We start from the raw sequence: 15,906 nt of genomic DNA on the forward strand, positions 1-15,906 counted from the left end.
ATGGCTGCACTGACAATACTAATTTTAAATAAACTATCCGCGCGCCACCGCGAAGTGCTCGAACGCACAGCGCCTGACTGCCGCATACTAAGCTGCGAATGGGAAGACGCTGCAAAATATCTTCCTGAAGCCGATATCCTCGTCGCCTGGGGATGGATGGATATCCAACCAATGCTAAAAAACGGGCATCAATTGAAATGGATTCATGCACTTAGCGCTGGAGTCGAAAATCTCTTGGCTCCAGTACAGGAAGACAACAGTATTTTATTGACCAACTCAAAAGGAATTCACGGCATTCCCGTTTCAGAGCATGTACTCTCGCTGATGCTCGCCTTCACACGTGGCCTTAATATTTTTATCCGCAATCAGGAACAACATCTTTGGCAGCGGTCCCCAGTAGATGAGTTGCATGATAAAACCATTGCCATCGTAGGCTTAGGCAGCATCGGCCGCGAACTCGCCAAAAAAGCAAAATGTTTTAGCATGCACGTCATCGCAACAAAGCAGACACAAACGCGTGAACTTTTTGTCGATCGTTTGTATCCGCCTGAACAGCTCGATGAAATGCTAGCCGAAGCTGACTTCGTAGTTGCGTCATTGCCTCTATTGCCGGAAACAAACCGACTCTTCTCTTTGTCACGCTTTCAAAAGATGAAGTCATCGGCTTATTTTATTAATATTTCCCGCGGATCAATCGTCAATGAAAATGATCTTATAACGGCATTGCAAGACGGAGTGATCAAAGGCGCCGCACTTGACGTTTTCGAGGAAGAACCGCTCGTCGAAACCTCACCGCTTTGGGAAATGTCTAACGTTATCATTACGCCGCATTTGGCCGCCTTATCGCCTAACTATATGGAGCGCGCGGTTAAGCTTTTGGGCGAAAACCTGGAGCGTTACCTCGACGGAAAAGAACTCGTCAATCTTATCGATAGCAAGAAAGGCTATTAGTTCAAGCTGTCCGCTTGACGCAACAGGGCAAGCTCCGGTGGTTCATCTTTCACCGGAGCTTTGTGATGCCTGGAAACAATTTCGATTACATCGCTTTCCGTGCCGATTTCCCGCAAGAATATCGCACTGCGTTTGGGGTGATTAAAATAAATATAAACGGCATGCCTTACGTTATCTATTTTTCCGCCACGGCCTTCTTTCGCCCAGCTCATAGCTGCTTTAGGCATCGCCGCATGCAATAAGACGGCTATAATTTTATCCCATGTACTGACGTCACCGTTTTGCCGTCCCACATCATGCAATAGGGCGCAACGAACCAAAAGCTGAACATCGAGGTTCTCTTTTCCAGCTGCCAGGCGAATCGCCGTATAAGCCACATTGAGTACATGTCTTTGGTCCGGCAGACTCATTCCCCAAAAGAGCCGTTGCTCAGCTTCGCGCAATTTTTCCTGCACAAAGCTCCGTTCCTCCTGCATTATGCGTGCATTCAAAGCCGACCAGACCTGCTTTACCCTATTCAGCATTTACATATACCAATCTGCGGCGTCCCTTTTCTTGTTGCGTCCATTTTGCATCTTCTTTTAACTGCGGGCGCATCGCAACTTCCACCTGATTGCCAGCCTGCCGAAGCTGCATTGCTTTTTTTAAGGCCTCTGCCAAGCAATCCGGCGCCCAGGCAAGATAAATATCGTCTTGAACGCTTAAAATGTTCGCCCCCTGTTTTTCCAACGCCAGCATGATCCTTTCAACGCCGAGGGCAAACCCAGTCGCTGGACACTCGGTGCCAAACGCCTCGAGCATCCTATCATAACGCCCGCCGCCGCACACTGGAAAACCAAGACCCGGAGTATATCCTTCAAACACCATACCTGTGTAATAGTCGAGATCCCTAGTAAGACCAAGATCAAAATTCACATAGTTTGCCACCTCATAATGAGTTAGCAGCTCATGAATTTCCCTTAGATTTTCTAACGCCTGCCGACAGATCGGATTCGATGTTAATTTGCCCGCTTTTGATAAAACCTCTGCGCCCCCATGCAAAAGAGGTAATTCCAACAACGCCGTTTTTTCATTTGAAGAAAGCGTAGATTCATTTAAACAAAGCTCGAGATCGACTAAGTTACGTCCGACAACGGCCCGCTTAAGGCGTTTCGACAAATCGCCCAACGAATCAATCGGATCCATGAGTCCATTAATAAAGTCAACCTGACCTAAGCTAAATTGAAAATTTTTCAAACCGGCTGAACGCAGACTTTCTACTGCCAGCGCAATAACTTCAGCATCCGCAGTACTGTCCGACACGCCAAGAACTTCGATTCCACCTTGATAGAATTCGCACTGCCGTCCTGTCTGCGCCTCTTCTTGGCGAAACACGTTCGTCAAATAAAATAATTTTAACGGCGGCTCCGCCTCTTTAAGGCGTGTAGCAGCCACCCTGGCAATCGGCGTCGTCATGTCATGTCGCAGAGCAACCAAGCGATTGTGCTGATCAAAAAACTTGAAGACCTGTCCTTGCGACTGCCCGCCATTGCCGACTTCCAGCGTTTCTAAATACTCAAAGGTCGGCGTCACCACTTCATCATAACCCCATTGCGCAAACAGTGTCGCTAAATCGGCTTCCACTCTCCGTTTTTCGGCAGCTTCTCTAGGCAAAAAATCTTTCGTCCCATAGGGAATTCTAGGCACAAAATCGAGTTGTATTGCTGCTTTCAATCTATATTCCTCACTTTCAATCTTTATTTTCTGGAAGTTTTGCAATCCGCTCTAAAATCAGCTTATAGCCGTCGGCGCCATAGTTCAAGCAGCGCTTGACCCGGCTGATCGTAGCCGTGCTGGCACCAGTACTCTCCACAATATCTTCATAGGTATGTTTCTCCTGCAGCATTTTTGCGACCTCTAAACGTTGCGCTAATGCTTTCAGTTCGCTGATTGTTGATATGTCTTCAAAAAACTGATAACATTCTTCGCGACTCTCTAGCTGTAAAATAGCATCAAACAAGCGGTCTGTACTCTTATCCTGCAACTTAGGATTAACTGTCATAGTCAGCCCTCCACACTCTTTATCACTTTACCTCGTTAAATTATATCATGAACTTTTTCCCCTGTAAAATTAAACTTATCTGTTGACATGCAACATCAGTCATGCTAGTATGTGTAAACAAGATCACAATTTCATATTCCACTTCATCTAGAGCAGCGGAGGGATTGGCCCGATGAACCTGCGGCAACCATCACAATTTGTGAACGGTGCCAATTCCTACAGGCAAATGTCCTGGCAGATGAAGCGTCAAGGTTGTTTTTCCTGCCGCTTCACTTTGTGAAGCGGCTTTTATTTTTTTTACGAAAGGATGTTTTTTTTGATAACTGTAAGCAATGTGTCCAAATCTTATCATGAAGGCGCCGCAACAATCACGGCCCTACGCGACATTCATCTGCAGATTAAACCCGGAGAAATCTTCGGTATAATCGGACAAAGCGGCGCCGGAAAGTCCACGCTGTTACGTTGCCTTAATCTGCTGGAACGCCCTGACCAAGGCAGCGTCAATATCGGCGGTACCGAATTGACAACCTTATCTGCAGGGGAACTACGTCAGGCACGAAAGCAAATCGGCATGATCTTTCAGCATTTCAACTTGCTTTCTTCGCGTACTGTTGAAGAAAACATTGCCTTTCCTCTTGAGGTCAGCGGTTGGACTCCAGCTGAAATTCGCCGCGAAGTCGATCGTCTCTTGCCGCTTGTCGGCCTGGAAGATCGCCGCACACATTACCCGGCACAGTTAAGCGGCGGACAAAAACAGCGCGTCGGTATTGCAAGAGCTTTGGCTACGTCACCTAAAGTACTCCTTTGTGACGAAGCAACTTCCGCCCTTGATCCTGAAACAACACATTCTATTTTGGGACTATTAAAGGAAATCAACCAAACACTCGGTCTCACGATCGTCTTGATTACGCATGAAATGTCCGTCGTAAAAGAGATTTGCCATCGCGTCGCCGTGATGAGCGACGGTCGGATCGTAGAATCAGAAAGCGTCTTGTCCATCTTCTCTGCGCCAACACATCCTGTCACACAACGTTTTGTAAAATCCGTCACCTCTTTAGATTTGCCCGATTTTTTAACCCATCTGCCGATTTCCGATACCGCCAGTCCGGACAGCAGTTTGCTCGTCCGTTTGACATTCATCGGCGACAACGCCAAACAACCGGTATTGTCTCGTCTCATTCGTCGTCTGGATCTTGACGCCACGATTTTGCAAGGCACCTTGGATTCTTTGCAAGGTACGCCGTTCGGCCATTTGCTGGTTGAATTGCGCGCTTCAGAAAGCGTCTTAGAGTCTGCCGTTTCCGAGCTGGAAAAGCACCAAGTAAACGTGGAGGTGATCGGCTATGTCGCCAGAAATTATCGAACTGCTATCTAAGTCGCTTTGGGAAACAACCGTTATGGTCAGCGTATCCACGTTGATTTCTACGCTAGTCGGTTTGCCGCTTGGCATTCTTCTTACCATCACAGGAAAAGGACATCTTCTGGAAGCACGCTCTTTGAATCGAGTCTTAGGCGCGATCATCAATGCCGGTCGTTCCGTCCCGTTCATCATTTTATTGGTCGCCATTATTCCTTTCACCAGACTCATTACCGGAACTTCAATCGGTACGATGGCCGCCATTGTGCCGCTCAGCATTGCAGCAATCCCCTTCGTCGCCCGCGTCGTTGAAACGGCGCTAAAAGAGGTAGACAATGGCATCATCGAAGCAGCCTTGTCGATGGGCGCATCGCCGTGGCAACTAATTTACAAAGTGCTGTTGCCGGAGTCCTGGCCAGGCATCATTGCCGGACTCACGCTTGCCATTATCAGTTTGATCGGTTACTCCGCAATGGCCGGGGCCATCGGCGGCGGCGGTCTGGGCGATTTGGCCATTCGATACGGATATCAACGCTTTCGCGCTGACATCATGCTGGCAACTGTCGTTATCTTGCTCATTCAAGTCCAATTGGTTCAGTCTTGCGGCGATTGGTTCGCCCACAAGTTGAATAAAAAATAATCTAAATTCTGGGAGGAATCATCACTATGAAAAAAAATCTTTTACTATCGCTCACATTACTTTCTCTGTTGCTTGCCTTCACCGGCTGCAGCCAACAGCAAAGTGCCGCACCAGCCGCCAAGACCACAGTCTTAAAAGTTGGCGCAACCGCCGTTCCCCACGCCGAAATTCTAGCCGCCATTAAACCGGATTTGGCAAAGGAAGGAATTGACCTGCAAATTGTAGAAATGACTGATTATGTTCGTCCAAACTTGGCTGTTGCCGACAAAGAACTGGACGCTAATTTTTTCCAGCACATCCCTTACCTCGAAAAATTCTCGAGCGAACGCAAGTTGGCACTGACCTACACCGCCAAAGTTCATATTGAACCGATGGGCATCTACTCCCGCAGCGTCAAAGACCTGACTCAGCTCTCTTCCGGAAGTAAGATCGCGATACCGAATGATCCGACCAACGGCGGACGTGCATTGGCACTCTTAGCTAAAGCTGGCATCCTGACGTTGAAAGACGGCGTTGGCGTACATGCTACCGTACAAGACATCACCGCCAACCCCAAACAGGTTAAAATTGTTGAGTTAGAAGCGCCTCAACTTCCCCGCTCACTCGATGACGTAGCATTAGCCGTTATCAATACGAACTATGCACTCGAAGCAAAGTTAGTGCCAACGAAGGACGCGTTGCTGTTAGAGCAAAAGGATTCTCCTTACGCCAACATTTTGGCCGTTCGCACTGGCGACGAGAAACGGCCTGAAATCCAAAAGTTGACGGCTGCCCTAACTTCTGATAAAGTTCGCAAATTCATTGAAGAGAAATACCAAGGCGCCGTCGTTCCGGCATTTTAAGTGTAAAATCGACAGGAGGTATCCATTTTGAGTCCGACATTGCGTTTTTTACGACTTATACTTTTACTAACAAGCTTAGCCGCCGTACTCTCTTGGCATACGCAGACGATTCTCGACAGCCAGCCTAAGCCGATACGACTTGGAGTAAGTTCTGGCGCGGAAGCGGAAATAGCTTATAAGATTAAAGAAATCGCACTGCAGGAAGATTTGGATATTGACGTTCGCGTTTACGGCGATTATCTGAAACTCAATGAGGCGTTGGCACGAGGCGAACTCGATGCCAACGCCTTTCAACCTGCTTATTATCTTGAAGCCGTCAATCGGGACCTCAGTTATAATTTGAAGCCGCTTACAGAAACCATTTTTTCACCGCTAGGCATCTACCGCAAGCAAAAAGAAACTGAGCCTGCATCGTTTTTACCAGCGCCTCATAGCACCGTGCTCATTTCGCAGGAAGCCAAGCAACAAAGCCGCAGTCTTGCTCTACTCTCCGAAGCCAGTCTAATCACACTCTCCAGCCAACCGGGCGGAATTTGGATAAATTCTGGCGACATTACGGCGAATCCTTTAGAACTACGTATCATTGTACAATCGGATGAAAGCTTATTTCTTTCTCAATCCGAGGCGGATTATCTTATCTTAAGTCCGGCGCAGGCTAAAAAACATGCCTGGCAGCCTTTGCCGGATGCCTTGCTTTTAGAAAAACCAAACGCAAACTTTGCTCACGTCTTGGCAACCCGTACGACCAACACTTCAACTGCCGCGCTGCAAAAACTGGCGTCCTTTTACGCCAGACCTGAATTGCACGCTTTTATGGCGGAGCGCTATAAAGGAAGCTGGCTGCCAATGAAATAAAACAAGGGTTAAGGAAGACTTTCAATCACGTCTCCCTTAACCCTTGTTTTATTTCATCTTGATCGGCTTACCATTTTTAAAATAGACAGCCTGCAATCCTACTGCATCTGCCAGCGCCAACGCATCCCCCAACCCGCGACCGACATCTTCCGGACGGTGCGAGTCCGAACCAATCGTTGCCATTTTGCCGCCCAATTCAGCAAACCGGCGATAAACAGGCAACAGACTATGCACCGTTTCGGAATTAAGACGGCGCGTATTAATTTCCATTGCCAGCTCGCACTCAGCTGCTTTTTTCAGGACGGGGTCAATCCATTCACGCATTGCCGCATACTCAATCTCTTTATTTTCATAAGGCGCATAGCGACAAATATAATCAATATGGCCTAATGTATGAATTCCTCGATATCGTCCGATGCACTCCGCCATACTTTCAAAGTAACGTCCGTAAGTTTCACTTTTTTCGCGTTCCTGATAAAAGGACGGCTGATAAATATCCTGTTCATCAACAAAGTGAATCGAACCAATCACAAAATCAAAAGGATATTCGTCAATAATCGTTTGCGCGGGTTGATGCTGTGCCAGCATCATGCCGATTTCAATGCCCAGCAACATATTCTCGCTGCGCTTTGCTTCATATTGGGAAAAATATTCTTGCACGTCAAATACAAATGCATTTTTTTCCGGATAACCGATATCCATATGTTCTGTAACAATAATTCCAATGCCTTTTTTCTCAGCTGCATCTGCAGCCTCGGCTAGCGTCATACGAGAATCGGTAGAAAACGTGGTATGAAGATGCGTGTCAAACAACATGGGACTTCATCCTTTCTTAACGTCTGCCTTATCACTTAAGGAAACGAGCTCTTTCAGCAACTATTTCTGCTTTCTCTATTTTTTCGCCACACCGTGCAAAAAAACATCGGCAATCGTCTTTGCCGATTCCTCAATCGAATCGACCATTCCGCCAAAAACAATCGAGACAATTGCGCTAAACAATCCGTACGCGGCTCGGTGCATGTCACAAGGTCGCAAAACATTCTTATCGCGCCCTTCCTGCAATACTTCTTCAATCATGCCAATCGATTGATGAAACCAGGCCTGATATTTATTCCGTTCTTCCACAGTAAAATCAGAATATCCTTCAACATCAAAGCCCCTTACTTCATGCATCATCACGCGCCATAAATCGCCATTCTGTCCATAAAATTCGAGAAATAAGCGGATCAAAGCTTCTACCTTTTGCAGCGGTTCTACTTCAGATTTAACTAAACGTTGCAGGTCTATTTCAAACGGCATGCTTTTTTCTTGAATCAACGTATAAAAGAGCTGTTCTTTATTGACAAAATAATTATAAACGGTACCTTTCCCTGTATCAGCCAACGCAATAATTTCATCTACCGTAGCGCGATGATATCCTTTGCGAGAAAAAATCACATAAGCTGCATCAAGTATTTGTTGGCGTTTATTCGGTATATCTTGTTGATGCTTTTGTTTCATAACCGTGGACTCCCCTCTTTCTAAAGCACGTTTCCATTTTCAAACGGACTAACACGGTAAAGCCCCTATTCTTCCACGCAATATAGGGCATTATTGAATTCTACATCTATTATAACAATAAATTGCACATAACGGTAATTTTACACCAAACAATGTTTCTTGCAAAGACAACTTAAAATTTTATGCCAACACACTTTGTTGAAAAAACAAGAGGATATCTTGCCTCAGCAAAATATCCTCTTACTCTTTTATGGACAAAAAACCTGAATTGCGGCCGGTATTGTCGTTATCTTCAGGGGCAACTCCGGCCCGCGCTCCCCGTCAAGATCGCTTTCCACCGTTTCCTGACAAGTAATCTGCAAGTCTTTGGCCTGCAAATAAATTAAATGCTTACTGCTATGATGACTTCCTTTTAAGAAGTGTAAGAACAGCGTCATTAGTTCCGGCAGACTACAACGCCTAACCGCTATCATATCTAACAATCCGTCATCAATTTTAGCATGCGGCGCTAACGATGGAAAACCAGCTACAGTGCTGCTGTTCGTCACGAGAAACAACAATACATCTTCTTCACTGCTCATTCCATCTGCTGTAATGCGAAGCGGCAAGGAGCGAAAATTAGGCAGTTCACCCAACCCCTTTAAATAGTACGCCATCTTACCCAATGTGTTTTTTAAGCCTATGTCCGCGCTATGCGCTACCGAGGAAAGGAGTCCTGCACTCGCCACATTGAAAAAATAGCGATCATTAACCTTTCCTACATCCACCAGCCTAGTTTTTCCCGCAACAACAACGCTAACCCACGCTTCAATCGAACGTCCTAACTGCAAGTAAACCGCAAAATCGTTCGATGTACCGCTCGGCAATATGCCAAGCGGTACGTTCATTTTGTTGGCGACAACCAGATTCACAATCTCATGTACGGTGCCGTCACCGCCTGACACTACGATGCCGTCTATCGCGAGTTCTTGCGCCAACTCAACAATTCGCTGGTTTTGGTTTCTCTCCTGTATTCGATATGGAATAACCAAGCAACCCGCACGCTGAAAGCGTTCAATCACATGATCTAATCGATACTTGAAACGCCCATCACCCGACAGCGGATTATAAGCCAGAATAAATCGTTTCACCTTAAAGCCTCCTTTCTCAAACACGTTCATTCTTTTATATACATTAAAAAAAGCAAAGGATTACCCTTTGCTATGCGATCCCTAAAGAAATCATCGGAAAAACAACCCGCAATACCGTGTCTCTTACTATGTTCAAACCCTGCCTAAGCAGGTGGGCGTCATAAAGCCTTGGTCTTGCCTTCCCCTTTGCAGAGGCCATGACAGCGCTAAGGCATCCAACTCCCGAAATGTGCAAGTCGGTTGAACATAAATAAGTGTCACGCACACCGCAGGCACACTATCTTTCCGACAGATTTTATGATAACATAACCCTCATAAAAAAACAAGTCGTTTTCCCCTACGCCAGCGTCTGTGCTACAATAAGCGTAGCGCAAGAAACAGCTAATTTATGAGGAGGTTTTGTATGGAATTTTCACTATCTGCCGGACTAACATCCGAAAAAAAGGAACTTGTCACAACCTTGAATACAGCAATTGCCTATGGAAGCGGCGGTCTTTCCGTTTACGCAACACCGGCAATGATCGGCCTTATGGAAGGAGCCGCGCTTTCTGCAGTCGATCCGCTATTGCCGTCCGGTTTCGCGACCGTCGGAACTCGGGTAGAGATTAATCATTTAGCCGCTACCCCGATCGGCATGACCGTCAGCGCAAATGCGGAATTAGTTGCAGTCGAAGGACGTAAATTGATTTTTAACGTAACCGCCTTTGATGAGAAGGAAAAAATTGGCGAAGGACGGCATGAACGTTTCATCATTGATTGCGCAAAATTCAGCGCAAAAACTACGCAAAAGATTTCATGTTAGAACAATGAAGAGGGAGTGATTGCATACAGCGATCACTCCCTCTTCACTGTTCTTCGCCTAGGCACATTCTTTGTCAGCAGATTATAGTTTCAGCGAAACCGATAACAATAAAGCGCCTCCGTCGTGCGGGATTAACGGGTGACGCTCCAAGCGCACTGCCTTTTCCAGTTCAAAGCCGCAACTTCGATATACCGAACGAGCCGACTCATTATCCGCCATAACCATTAAACTTACTTTAGGCAAACCAGAGGCCTCGGCTTCTCGTATTACCTGCTGAATAAGCGCTGCGCCAATGCCGCGCTGACGCCATTCAGGCCAAACATAGAGCGAATCCAGAAACAGGCTGTTTTCGACCCGTGAAGAGAAAAATTCCGCTATCTGTTGATAATTCTCTTCCCCCAACGCTTCCTTCATTTCACTGCCTAAGCCAAATAAGGCGGCCGGATAACAATAGACCATTCCAGCAATCGCTCCATTGACCTGCGCTATCACGGCATGACGATAGGAGCTCGCCGGTTGATCGGTTTGCAATTCCTGCGCCAACCATTCCTCTTTAGAACGGTATGACGTCGGCATCGCTTGAGCCAGAAAATCCATAATCCCGCCGGATGCAAGACAAATGCCCTGCGCAATTCTTAAACATTCCTCGGGCCGCCCGGCACGATATTGAATGGTTTCCATTTGCCAAGCCCCCTTCCTTTTCTTTTTTCTTCATTATAATAATTTTTCACTCATGAAACAAGAAGAACCGGACGTGATAATCACGCCCGGTTCTTCTCTTAGAGCAGTTTATTGCTCGCTGAGTTTTTTGTAATTGCCTAAACGTTCCTTGGCATCCTGTTCGGTTTTCGCAAACAGTGCCGGCGCCGTTTCCGGATATTGTTTCTTGAGCGATGCATAACGCACTTCACTCATCAAGAAATCCTGGAAGCTGGTGCTAGGCTCTTTTGAATCAAGGCTGAACGGATTCTTTCCTTGTTCTTTGAGATCCGGGTGGAAACGATACAGCGACCAGTATCCGGCTTGTACCGCTTTTTTCGCTTGCGCTTGGCTGCAACCCATGCCTTCGCGGATACCATGGTTGATGCAAGGAGCGTACGCGATGATCAAGGACGGACCCGGATATGCTTCCGCTTCGGCGATTGCCTTCAGCGTTTGGTTCATATCGGCGCCCATGGCAATCTGCGCTACATAGACATAACCGTAGCTCATAGCCATCATGCCGAGATCCTTTTTCTTCGTATGCTTACCGCTAGCGGCAAATTTAGCGATTGCTGCGGTCGGAGTCGCTTTCGACGATTGACCGCCCGTGTTCGAATATACTTCGGTATCGAAAACAAAGATGTTTACATCTTCGCCGCTGGCCAGAACGTGGTCCAGACCGCCGTAACCGATGTCGTACGCCCAGCCGTCGCCGCCAAAGATCCATATCGAACGCTTCACGATATAATCGCGACGCTCATAAATCTTATTGAGTAACGGTTGTTCGCCCTTCTCTGCAGCCAACAATTCCGTCAGGAGTTCTGCACGTTCACGCGCCTTATCTCCATTATTGATATTAGCCAGCCAATCTTCCATCGCTGCTTTCAGTTCCGCACTGATTGACAGATTGAGCGCTTCTTTGACATCGGAAGCAAGTGCATCGCGCATTGCTTTCGTGCCCAGATGCATACCCATGCCGAATTCGGCGTTATCTTCAAACAGCGAGTTAGCCCAAGCCGGTCCATGACCTTTATGGTTCGTGGTATAAGGAACCGAAGGCGCACTGCCGCCCCAGATCGAGGAGCAACCGGTAGCGTTTGCAATCATCATACGATCGCCAAACAGCTGCGTTACCAGTTTTGCATACGGAGTTTCGCCGCAACCTGCGCAAGCGCCGGAGAACTCGAGCAGAGGTTGTTCGAACTGACTGCCTTTGACCGTCGTTTTGCTCATCGGATTTGCTTTCGGCGTAATCTGACCGGCATAATCCCACAGCGCGCTTTGGCTCATTTGGCTGTCAATCGGTTTCATAACCAATGCTTTTTCTTTAGCCGGGCAAACTTGTGCACAGTTGCCGCAACCGGTGCAATCCAGCGGGGAAATAGCCAGACGGAACTGGAGATCTTTCGCGCCGACAGCAGCTTTGGCAGTAAAGCCTTCCGGTGCATTTTTCATTTCTTCCTCATTGATCAGCAGCGGACGAATGACCGCGTGCGGACAAACATAGGCGCACTGGTTACATTGAATGCACTTATCCAGTTGCCATTCCGGAACATCGACAGCGATGCCGCGTTTTTCGTAGGCAGCCGTTCCCATCGGGAATGTGCCGTCTTCCATACCGATAAATGCGCTGACCGGCAGGCTGTCGCCTTCTTGACGATTCATCGGCACGAGAATGTTTTCGATGAACGCCGGAACTTCTTTTACGTTAGTGCTGCTGCAAGCGCAAGCAAAACGTGCTTGGTCATCTACGTTATCGACAGCGGTTTTCCAGCTTTCCGGTACCGCAACTTTCACGATGGCATTGGCACCTTGATCGATTGCCGCTTGGTTCATGTCGATAACTTTTTGGCCTTTTTTACCGTACGAAGCCACAACAGCATCTTTCAGATGTTTCAGCGCTTCTTCAACCGGAATGATGTTCGCAATCTTGAAGAAAGCAGCTTGCATGATCATATTGATCCGGCCGCCAAGACCGATTTCCTGAGCAATTTTCACTGCGTTCAGCGTATAGAGATTGATGTTGTTTTTCGCCAGATAACGTTTCATCGAACCCGGCAGTCTTTCATCCAGCTCTTCCGCCGACCAGATGCAGTTCAGTAGGAAGCTGCCGCCCGGCTTCAGTCCAGCCAACACATCATACTTGTCAACATACGATTGATTGTGACAAGCAATGAAGTCTGCGCGATTAATCAGATACGTCGATTTGATCGGATTCGGTCCGAAGCGCAGATGCGAAACGGTGATGCCGCCCGATTTTTTTGAGTCATAAGCAAAGTAACCTTGTGCATACATGCTGGTCTTATCGCCAATGATCTTGATTGCGCTCTTGTTTGCGCCGACCGTGCCGTCAGAACCCAAGCCCCAAAATTTGCAGGCTTTTACGCCTTCCGGAGCCGTATCGATTTCTTCGCCGAGCGGCAACGATTTATTCGTTACGTCGTCAACGATGCCAATCGTAAAGCCATCTTTCGGCTTATCCGCTTTCAAGTTGTCATATACGGAAACGATATGCGACGGAACCACGTCTTTAGAGCCTAAGCCATAACGACCTCCGACAATAACCGGTTGCCACTCAGTGCCGTAGAATGCGGCTTTTACATCCAAGAACAATGGCTCACCTAAGCAGCCTGGCTCTTTCGTACGATCGAGAACGGCAATTTTCTTAACCGTCTTCGGAATGTACTTGAAGAAATGAGCAAGCGAGAACGGACGATACAGGTGAACGTTGAGCAGACCAACTTTTTCGCCTTTTTTCGTCAGATGATCGATCGTTTCTTCGATTGCATCGCAAGCCGAACCCATCGCAATGATCATGCGATCGGCATCTTTAGCGCCATAGTAATTGAACAGATGGTATTCGCGGCCAGTCAGCTTGCTGATTTCGCCCATGTACTGCTCAACAATTTCCGGCAACGCTTCATAATACTTGTTGGAAATTTCGCGTTCTTGGAAATAAATGTCCGGGTTTTGAGCCGTGCCGCGCAGAACCGGATGATCCGGATTTAATGCATTGCGACGGAAGGATTCCAAAGCATCTTTATCAAGCAGTTTTTCCAGGTCATCGTAGTTGAGCAGTTCGATTTTTTGTACTTCATGCGAAGTGCGGAAACCGTCAAAGAAATTGATGAACGGCACTTTGCCCTTAATGCTGGCCAAATGTGCAACGGCGCTGAGGTCCATAACTTCCTGAACGCTGCTTTCTGCAAGCAGTGCGCAGCCAGTTTGACGAGCTGCCATAACGTCTTGATGATCGCCAAAAATATTGAGTGAATTGGCCGCCAAAGCGCGGGCACTAACATGAAATACGCACGGCAGCAATTCACCGGCAATTTTATACATGTTAGGAATCATCAGCAATAAGCCTTGCGAAGCAGTGTACGTAGTTGTCAACGCACCCGCTTGCAGCGATCCGTGAACCGCACCGGCGGCACCGGCTTCCGATTGCATTTCCATAACCTTTACGGTCTGACCAAAAATATTTTTCTTCCCTTGCGCAGCCCATTCGTCAACGGATTCTGCCATCGGGGATGACGGGGTAATGGGATAGATGGCCGTTACATCGGTAAAGGCATACGATACGTATGCTGCGGCTGTGTTGCCATCCATAGTCTTCATTTTTTTCATTTTGCAAATCCCTTCCTTATCTCTTAATTTGCATCCTGGAATCAGATCGTACGACCTTGATTCCCCAAGTTATGATTAAAGGCGTGCGCCTGAAATCCTATGTTTGTATACAAAGTGCTCTACATGATTATACCACATTTTTTTAGTTTTAATAGAGCATTTCCGTATCACAAAAGACTTTTTTCGACAAAATATTACCTGATTATTTCGATATATTCTACTACGTTCAAAAAGTAACCATTGCCGAAGAAAACAAAAAACCCAGTCGGAAAAACCTTACGATTTTCCGCCGAGTCTCTATAATGCACGCGAACAAGCGTAACATTTTGATTGCAGATAGAAGTATATCATTTATCACCAAACGACGCAAGGATCTTTTTACAAACTTCCCTGACGTCATTCAGTGATATTGCAACATCGTTCAACTCCGCTATTCGTTTGTTTTCTCTGGCGGACAAATATATAGATTTTTCAGACCATTCAAACCAAATTCGCCATCATAGTGCTTAAGAAACGGACCCTCTTTCTCGATACGTTCCGTCAAAGGCATTTTCAACGCCTCTTCTTTCCCATACTCCGTTAAGAAATCTCGTCGTGCTAGCCGTTCGACTAATTCCTCCCAAAAGGTTGCATTTTCAAAAGCTGCCATTTGCTGCGCCGCACTGCTCCGTTCCATAAAGTTACGGTTTAGTACATAAGTCTGCGCGCTCTCTTTGTAATCAACCAAATCTTCCAAACCAGCCGCTTGCGCTTCTGCCAGTATTTTTTGCATCAGTTCACGATAATGCGCACTCTCTACCGCCGCTTCTTCCTGGTGTGCATGCAAAACCCAATCCGTCATATACAAAATATCCAGCAATGTTTGATATTCTTTTTTAGTAAAATGAATCTTCATTCCCTGCTCCTTACCTAGCATATTTATCTCATTTACAGTTAGATTAGATTATCAGCTACACATTTCCTGCCGAATAAATTATTTTCCCAAAATTCAGCGCAAATTTTAGTAACTGATTAAGGCAGCCATTAATAATCCAGTCGCAAGACTAATTCGCGAAGACAAAATACCGATTGCTGTATTGCCACGCGGAATTTCCTCCAGCACCTTAAACGGCATCATTAAGACAAACAGGTAAAAAACCAATACTTGAAACACCATCCCGATCACACCCCAGGTCAATAAGTCCCAGACACTTACCGCATGATAAATGGCAGAGGCTAAAACGACGGCCATCCCTAACAGCTTGCCGCCTAAATCATATGCCACCGCTTGCGCAGCCGCACTTATACTCGGTTCAGGCGCATAACCGCCAACTTTTAGGAGCGAATACTCATTATATGGCGTCGTCGCACGAAAAACGATCATCCCAACTGCCAAAAGAGGCAATGAAACGCCGAGATAGATTAGAAAATTCCCCATACTTGGCCAATATGCCACCATATTTCATCATCCTTTCCTTAT

Annotated in this window: 16 protein-coding genes, 1 other RNA gene and 1 riboswitch; of the genes, 6 read left to right on the forward strand and 11 right to left on the reverse strand. The window is 46.8% G+C overall.

Annotated elements, in window-relative coordinates; all coding sequences use genetic code 11:
- Positions 1-951, forward strand: a complete 951-nt coding sequence (locus QTL79_RS09885; RefSeq protein ID WP_346354812.1) for a D-2-hydroxyacid dehydrogenase — start codon at positions 1-3, stop codon at positions 949-951.
- Here the strand turns inward: QTL79_RS09885 and QTL79_RS09890 are convergent.
- From QTL79_RS09890 to QTL79_RS09900, 3 genes are read right to left on the reverse strand one after another with little or no spacing between them, the layout of a single operon-like run.
- A complete protein-coding gene (locus QTL79_RS09890; protein ID WP_346354813.1) occupies positions 948-1,406 on the reverse strand; it encodes an HD domain-containing protein in 459 nt (152 codons plus the stop codon). The genes QTL79_RS09885 and QTL79_RS09890 overlap by 4 nt on opposite strands.
- Before the next feature lie 58 nt (positions 1,407-1,464).
- Positions 1,465-2,664 carry an ATP phosphoribosyltransferase regulatory subunit gene (gene hisZ / locus QTL79_RS09895; protein ID WP_346354814.1) on the reverse strand — a complete coding sequence of 400 codons (1,200 nt, stop codon included), beginning with the start codon at positions 2,662-2,664 and terminating at the stop codon, positions 1,465-1,467.
- Positions 2,665-2,680: 16 nt separating this feature from the next.
- Positions 2,681-2,992, reverse strand: a complete 312-nt coding sequence (locus QTL79_RS09900; RefSeq protein WP_346354815.1) for a YerC/YecD family TrpR-related protein — start codon at positions 2,990-2,992, stop codon at positions 2,681-2,683.
- Between the two features lie 140 nt (positions 2,993-3,132).
- A riboswitch (SAM riboswitch) is annotated at positions 3,133-3,237 on the forward strand.
- A 71-nt stretch (positions 3,238-3,308) separates the two neighbouring features.
- On the opposite strand from QTL79_RS09900, the gene QTL79_RS09905 reads away from it, so the two are divergent.
- Genes QTL79_RS09905 through QTL79_RS09920 form a run of 4 tightly spaced genes read left to right on the forward strand, consistent with a single transcriptional unit; the run spans position 3,309 to position 6,686 of the window.
- On the forward strand, positions 3,309-4,367 hold the full coding sequence (locus QTL79_RS09905) for a methionine ABC transporter ATP-binding protein (RefSeq protein ID WP_346354816.1): 1,059 nt from the start codon (positions 3,309-3,311) through the stop codon (positions 4,365-4,367).
- Positions 4,336-4,989: a methionine ABC transporter permease gene (locus QTL79_RS09910; RefSeq protein WP_346354817.1), complete on the forward strand. Its 654-nt coding sequence runs from the start codon at positions 4,336-4,338 to the stop codon at positions 4,987-4,989. Before QTL79_RS09905 ends, QTL79_RS09910 begins: the two co-directional genes overlap by 32 nt.
- 26 nt (positions 4,990-5,015) lie before the next feature.
- Positions 5,016-5,831 carry a MetQ/NlpA family ABC transporter substrate-binding protein gene (locus QTL79_RS09915; protein WP_346354818.1) on the forward strand — a complete coding sequence of 272 codons (816 nt, stop codon included), beginning with the start codon at positions 5,016-5,018 and terminating at the stop codon, positions 5,829-5,831.
- Positions 5,832-5,858: 27 nt separating this feature from the next.
- Positions 5,859-6,686 (forward strand): MetQ/NlpA family ABC transporter substrate-binding protein, encoded by an 828-nt coding sequence (locus QTL79_RS09920; RefSeq protein ID WP_346354819.1) that lies wholly within the window; start codon positions 5,859-5,861, stop codon positions 6,684-6,686.
- 48 nt (positions 6,687-6,734) lie between these two features.
- On the opposite strand, the gene QTL79_RS09925 is transcribed toward QTL79_RS09920, so the two are convergent.
- From QTL79_RS09925 to ssrS, 4 genes are all read right to left on the reverse strand, one after another.
- On the reverse strand, positions 6,735-7,502 hold the full coding sequence (locus QTL79_RS09925) for a histidinol phosphate phosphatase (protein WP_346354820.1): 768 nt from the start codon (positions 7,500-7,502) through the stop codon (positions 6,735-6,737).
- A 75-nt stretch (positions 7,503-7,577) separates the two neighbouring features.
- Positions 7,578-8,186 carry a TetR/AcrR family transcriptional regulator gene (locus QTL79_RS09930; protein WP_346354821.1) on the reverse strand — a complete coding sequence of 203 codons (609 nt, stop codon included), beginning with the start codon at positions 8,184-8,186 and terminating at the stop codon, positions 7,578-7,580.
- A gap of 248 nt (positions 8,187-8,434) precedes the next feature.
- Positions 8,435-9,316 carry a YegS/Rv2252/BmrU family lipid kinase gene (locus QTL79_RS09935; protein WP_346354822.1) on the reverse strand — a complete coding sequence of 294 codons (882 nt, stop codon included), beginning with the start codon at positions 9,314-9,316 and terminating at the stop codon, positions 8,435-8,437.
- A 99-nt stretch (positions 9,317-9,415) separates the two neighbouring features.
- Positions 9,416-9,594: non-coding RNA, 6S RNA (ssrS, locus tag QTL79_RS09940), on the reverse strand.
- Positions 9,595-9,719: 125 nt separating this feature from the next.
- Here ssrS and QTL79_RS09945 point away from each other — a divergent pair.
- The gene (locus tag QTL79_RS09945) at positions 9,720-10,118 is read left to right on the forward strand and encodes a thioesterase family protein (RefSeq protein WP_346354823.1); all 399 of its coding nucleotides are present in this window, start codon (positions 9,720-9,722) and stop codon (positions 10,116-10,118) included.
- 81 nt (positions 10,119-10,199) lie between these two features.
- Here the strand turns inward: QTL79_RS09945 and QTL79_RS09950 are convergent, their stop codons facing one another.
- The 4 genes from QTL79_RS09950 to QTL79_RS09965 form a co-directional block, all read right to left on the reverse strand.
- Positions 10,200-10,799, reverse strand: coding sequence for a GNAT family N-acetyltransferase (locus tag QTL79_RS09950; protein WP_346354824.1), 600 nt, complete (start codon positions 10,797-10,799; stop codon positions 10,200-10,202).
- 108 nt (positions 10,800-10,907) lie between these two features.
- Positions 10,908-14,447, reverse strand: a complete 3,540-nt coding sequence (gene nifJ, locus QTL79_RS09955) for a pyruvate:ferredoxin (flavodoxin) oxidoreductase (RefSeq protein WP_346354825.1) — start codon at positions 14,445-14,447, stop codon at positions 10,908-10,910.
- Between the two features lie 430 nt (positions 14,448-14,877).
- A complete protein-coding gene (locus tag QTL79_RS09960; protein ID WP_346354826.1) occupies positions 14,878-15,342 on the reverse strand; it encodes a hypothetical protein in 465 nt (154 codons plus the stop codon).
- Between the two features lie 105 nt (positions 15,343-15,447).
- Positions 15,448-15,885, reverse strand: coding sequence for a DUF350 domain-containing protein (locus QTL79_RS09965; protein ID WP_346354827.1), 438 nt, complete (start codon positions 15,883-15,885; stop codon positions 15,448-15,450).
- Positions 15,886-15,906: the final 21 nt, after the last annotated feature.

Origin of the sequence: Azotosporobacter soli (genome assembly GCF_030542965.1) — a bacterium.
In the GTDB taxonomy this organism is placed as follows: Bacteria; Bacillota; Negativicutes; order SG130; family SG130; genus Azotosporobacter; species Azotosporobacter soli.

What these genes read in the sequence shown, in the direction of transcription:
- QTL79_RS09885 (WP_346354812.1), top strand. Translation starts at nt 1, where the DNA reads ATGGCTGCACTGACAATACTAATTTTAAATAAACTATCCGCGCGCCAC.
- QTL79_RS09900 (WP_346354815.1), bottom strand. Translation starts at nt 2,992, where the DNA reads ATGACAGTTAATCCTAAGTTGCAGGATAAGAGTACAGACCGCTTGTTT.
- QTL79_RS09910 (WP_346354817.1), top strand. Translation starts at nt 4,336, where the DNA reads ATGTCGCCAGAAATTATCGAACTGCTATCTAAGTCGCTTTGGGAAACA.
- QTL79_RS09915 (WP_346354818.1), top strand. Translation starts at nt 5,016, where the DNA reads ATGAAAAAAAATCTTTTACTATCGCTCACATTACTTTCTCTGTTGCTT.
- QTL79_RS09925 (WP_346354820.1), bottom strand. Translation starts at nt 7,502, where the DNA reads ATGTTGTTTGACACGCATCTTCATACCACGTTTTCTACCGATTCTCGT.
- QTL79_RS09930 (WP_346354821.1), bottom strand. Translation starts at nt 8,186, where the DNA reads ATGAAACAAAAGCATCAACAAGATATACCGAATAAACGCCAACAAATA.
- QTL79_RS09945 (WP_346354823.1), top strand. Translation starts at nt 9,720, where the DNA reads ATGGAATTTTCACTATCTGCCGGACTAACATCCGAAAAAAAGGAACTT.
- QTL79_RS09950 (WP_346354824.1), bottom strand. Translation starts at nt 10,799, where the DNA reads ATGGAAACCATTCAATATCGTGCCGGGCGGCCCGAGGAATGTTTAAGA.
- nifJ (WP_346354825.1), bottom strand. Translation starts at nt 14,447, where the DNA reads ATGAAAAAAATGAAGACTATGGATGGCAACACAGCCGCAGCATACGTA.
- QTL79_RS09960 (WP_346354826.1), bottom strand. Translation starts at nt 15,342, where the DNA reads ATGAAGATTCATTTTACTAAAAAAGAATATCAAACATTGCTGGATATT.
- QTL79_RS09965 (WP_346354827.1), bottom strand. Translation starts at nt 15,885, where the DNA reads ATGGTGGCATATTGGCCAAGTATGGGGAATTTTCTAATCTATCTCGGC.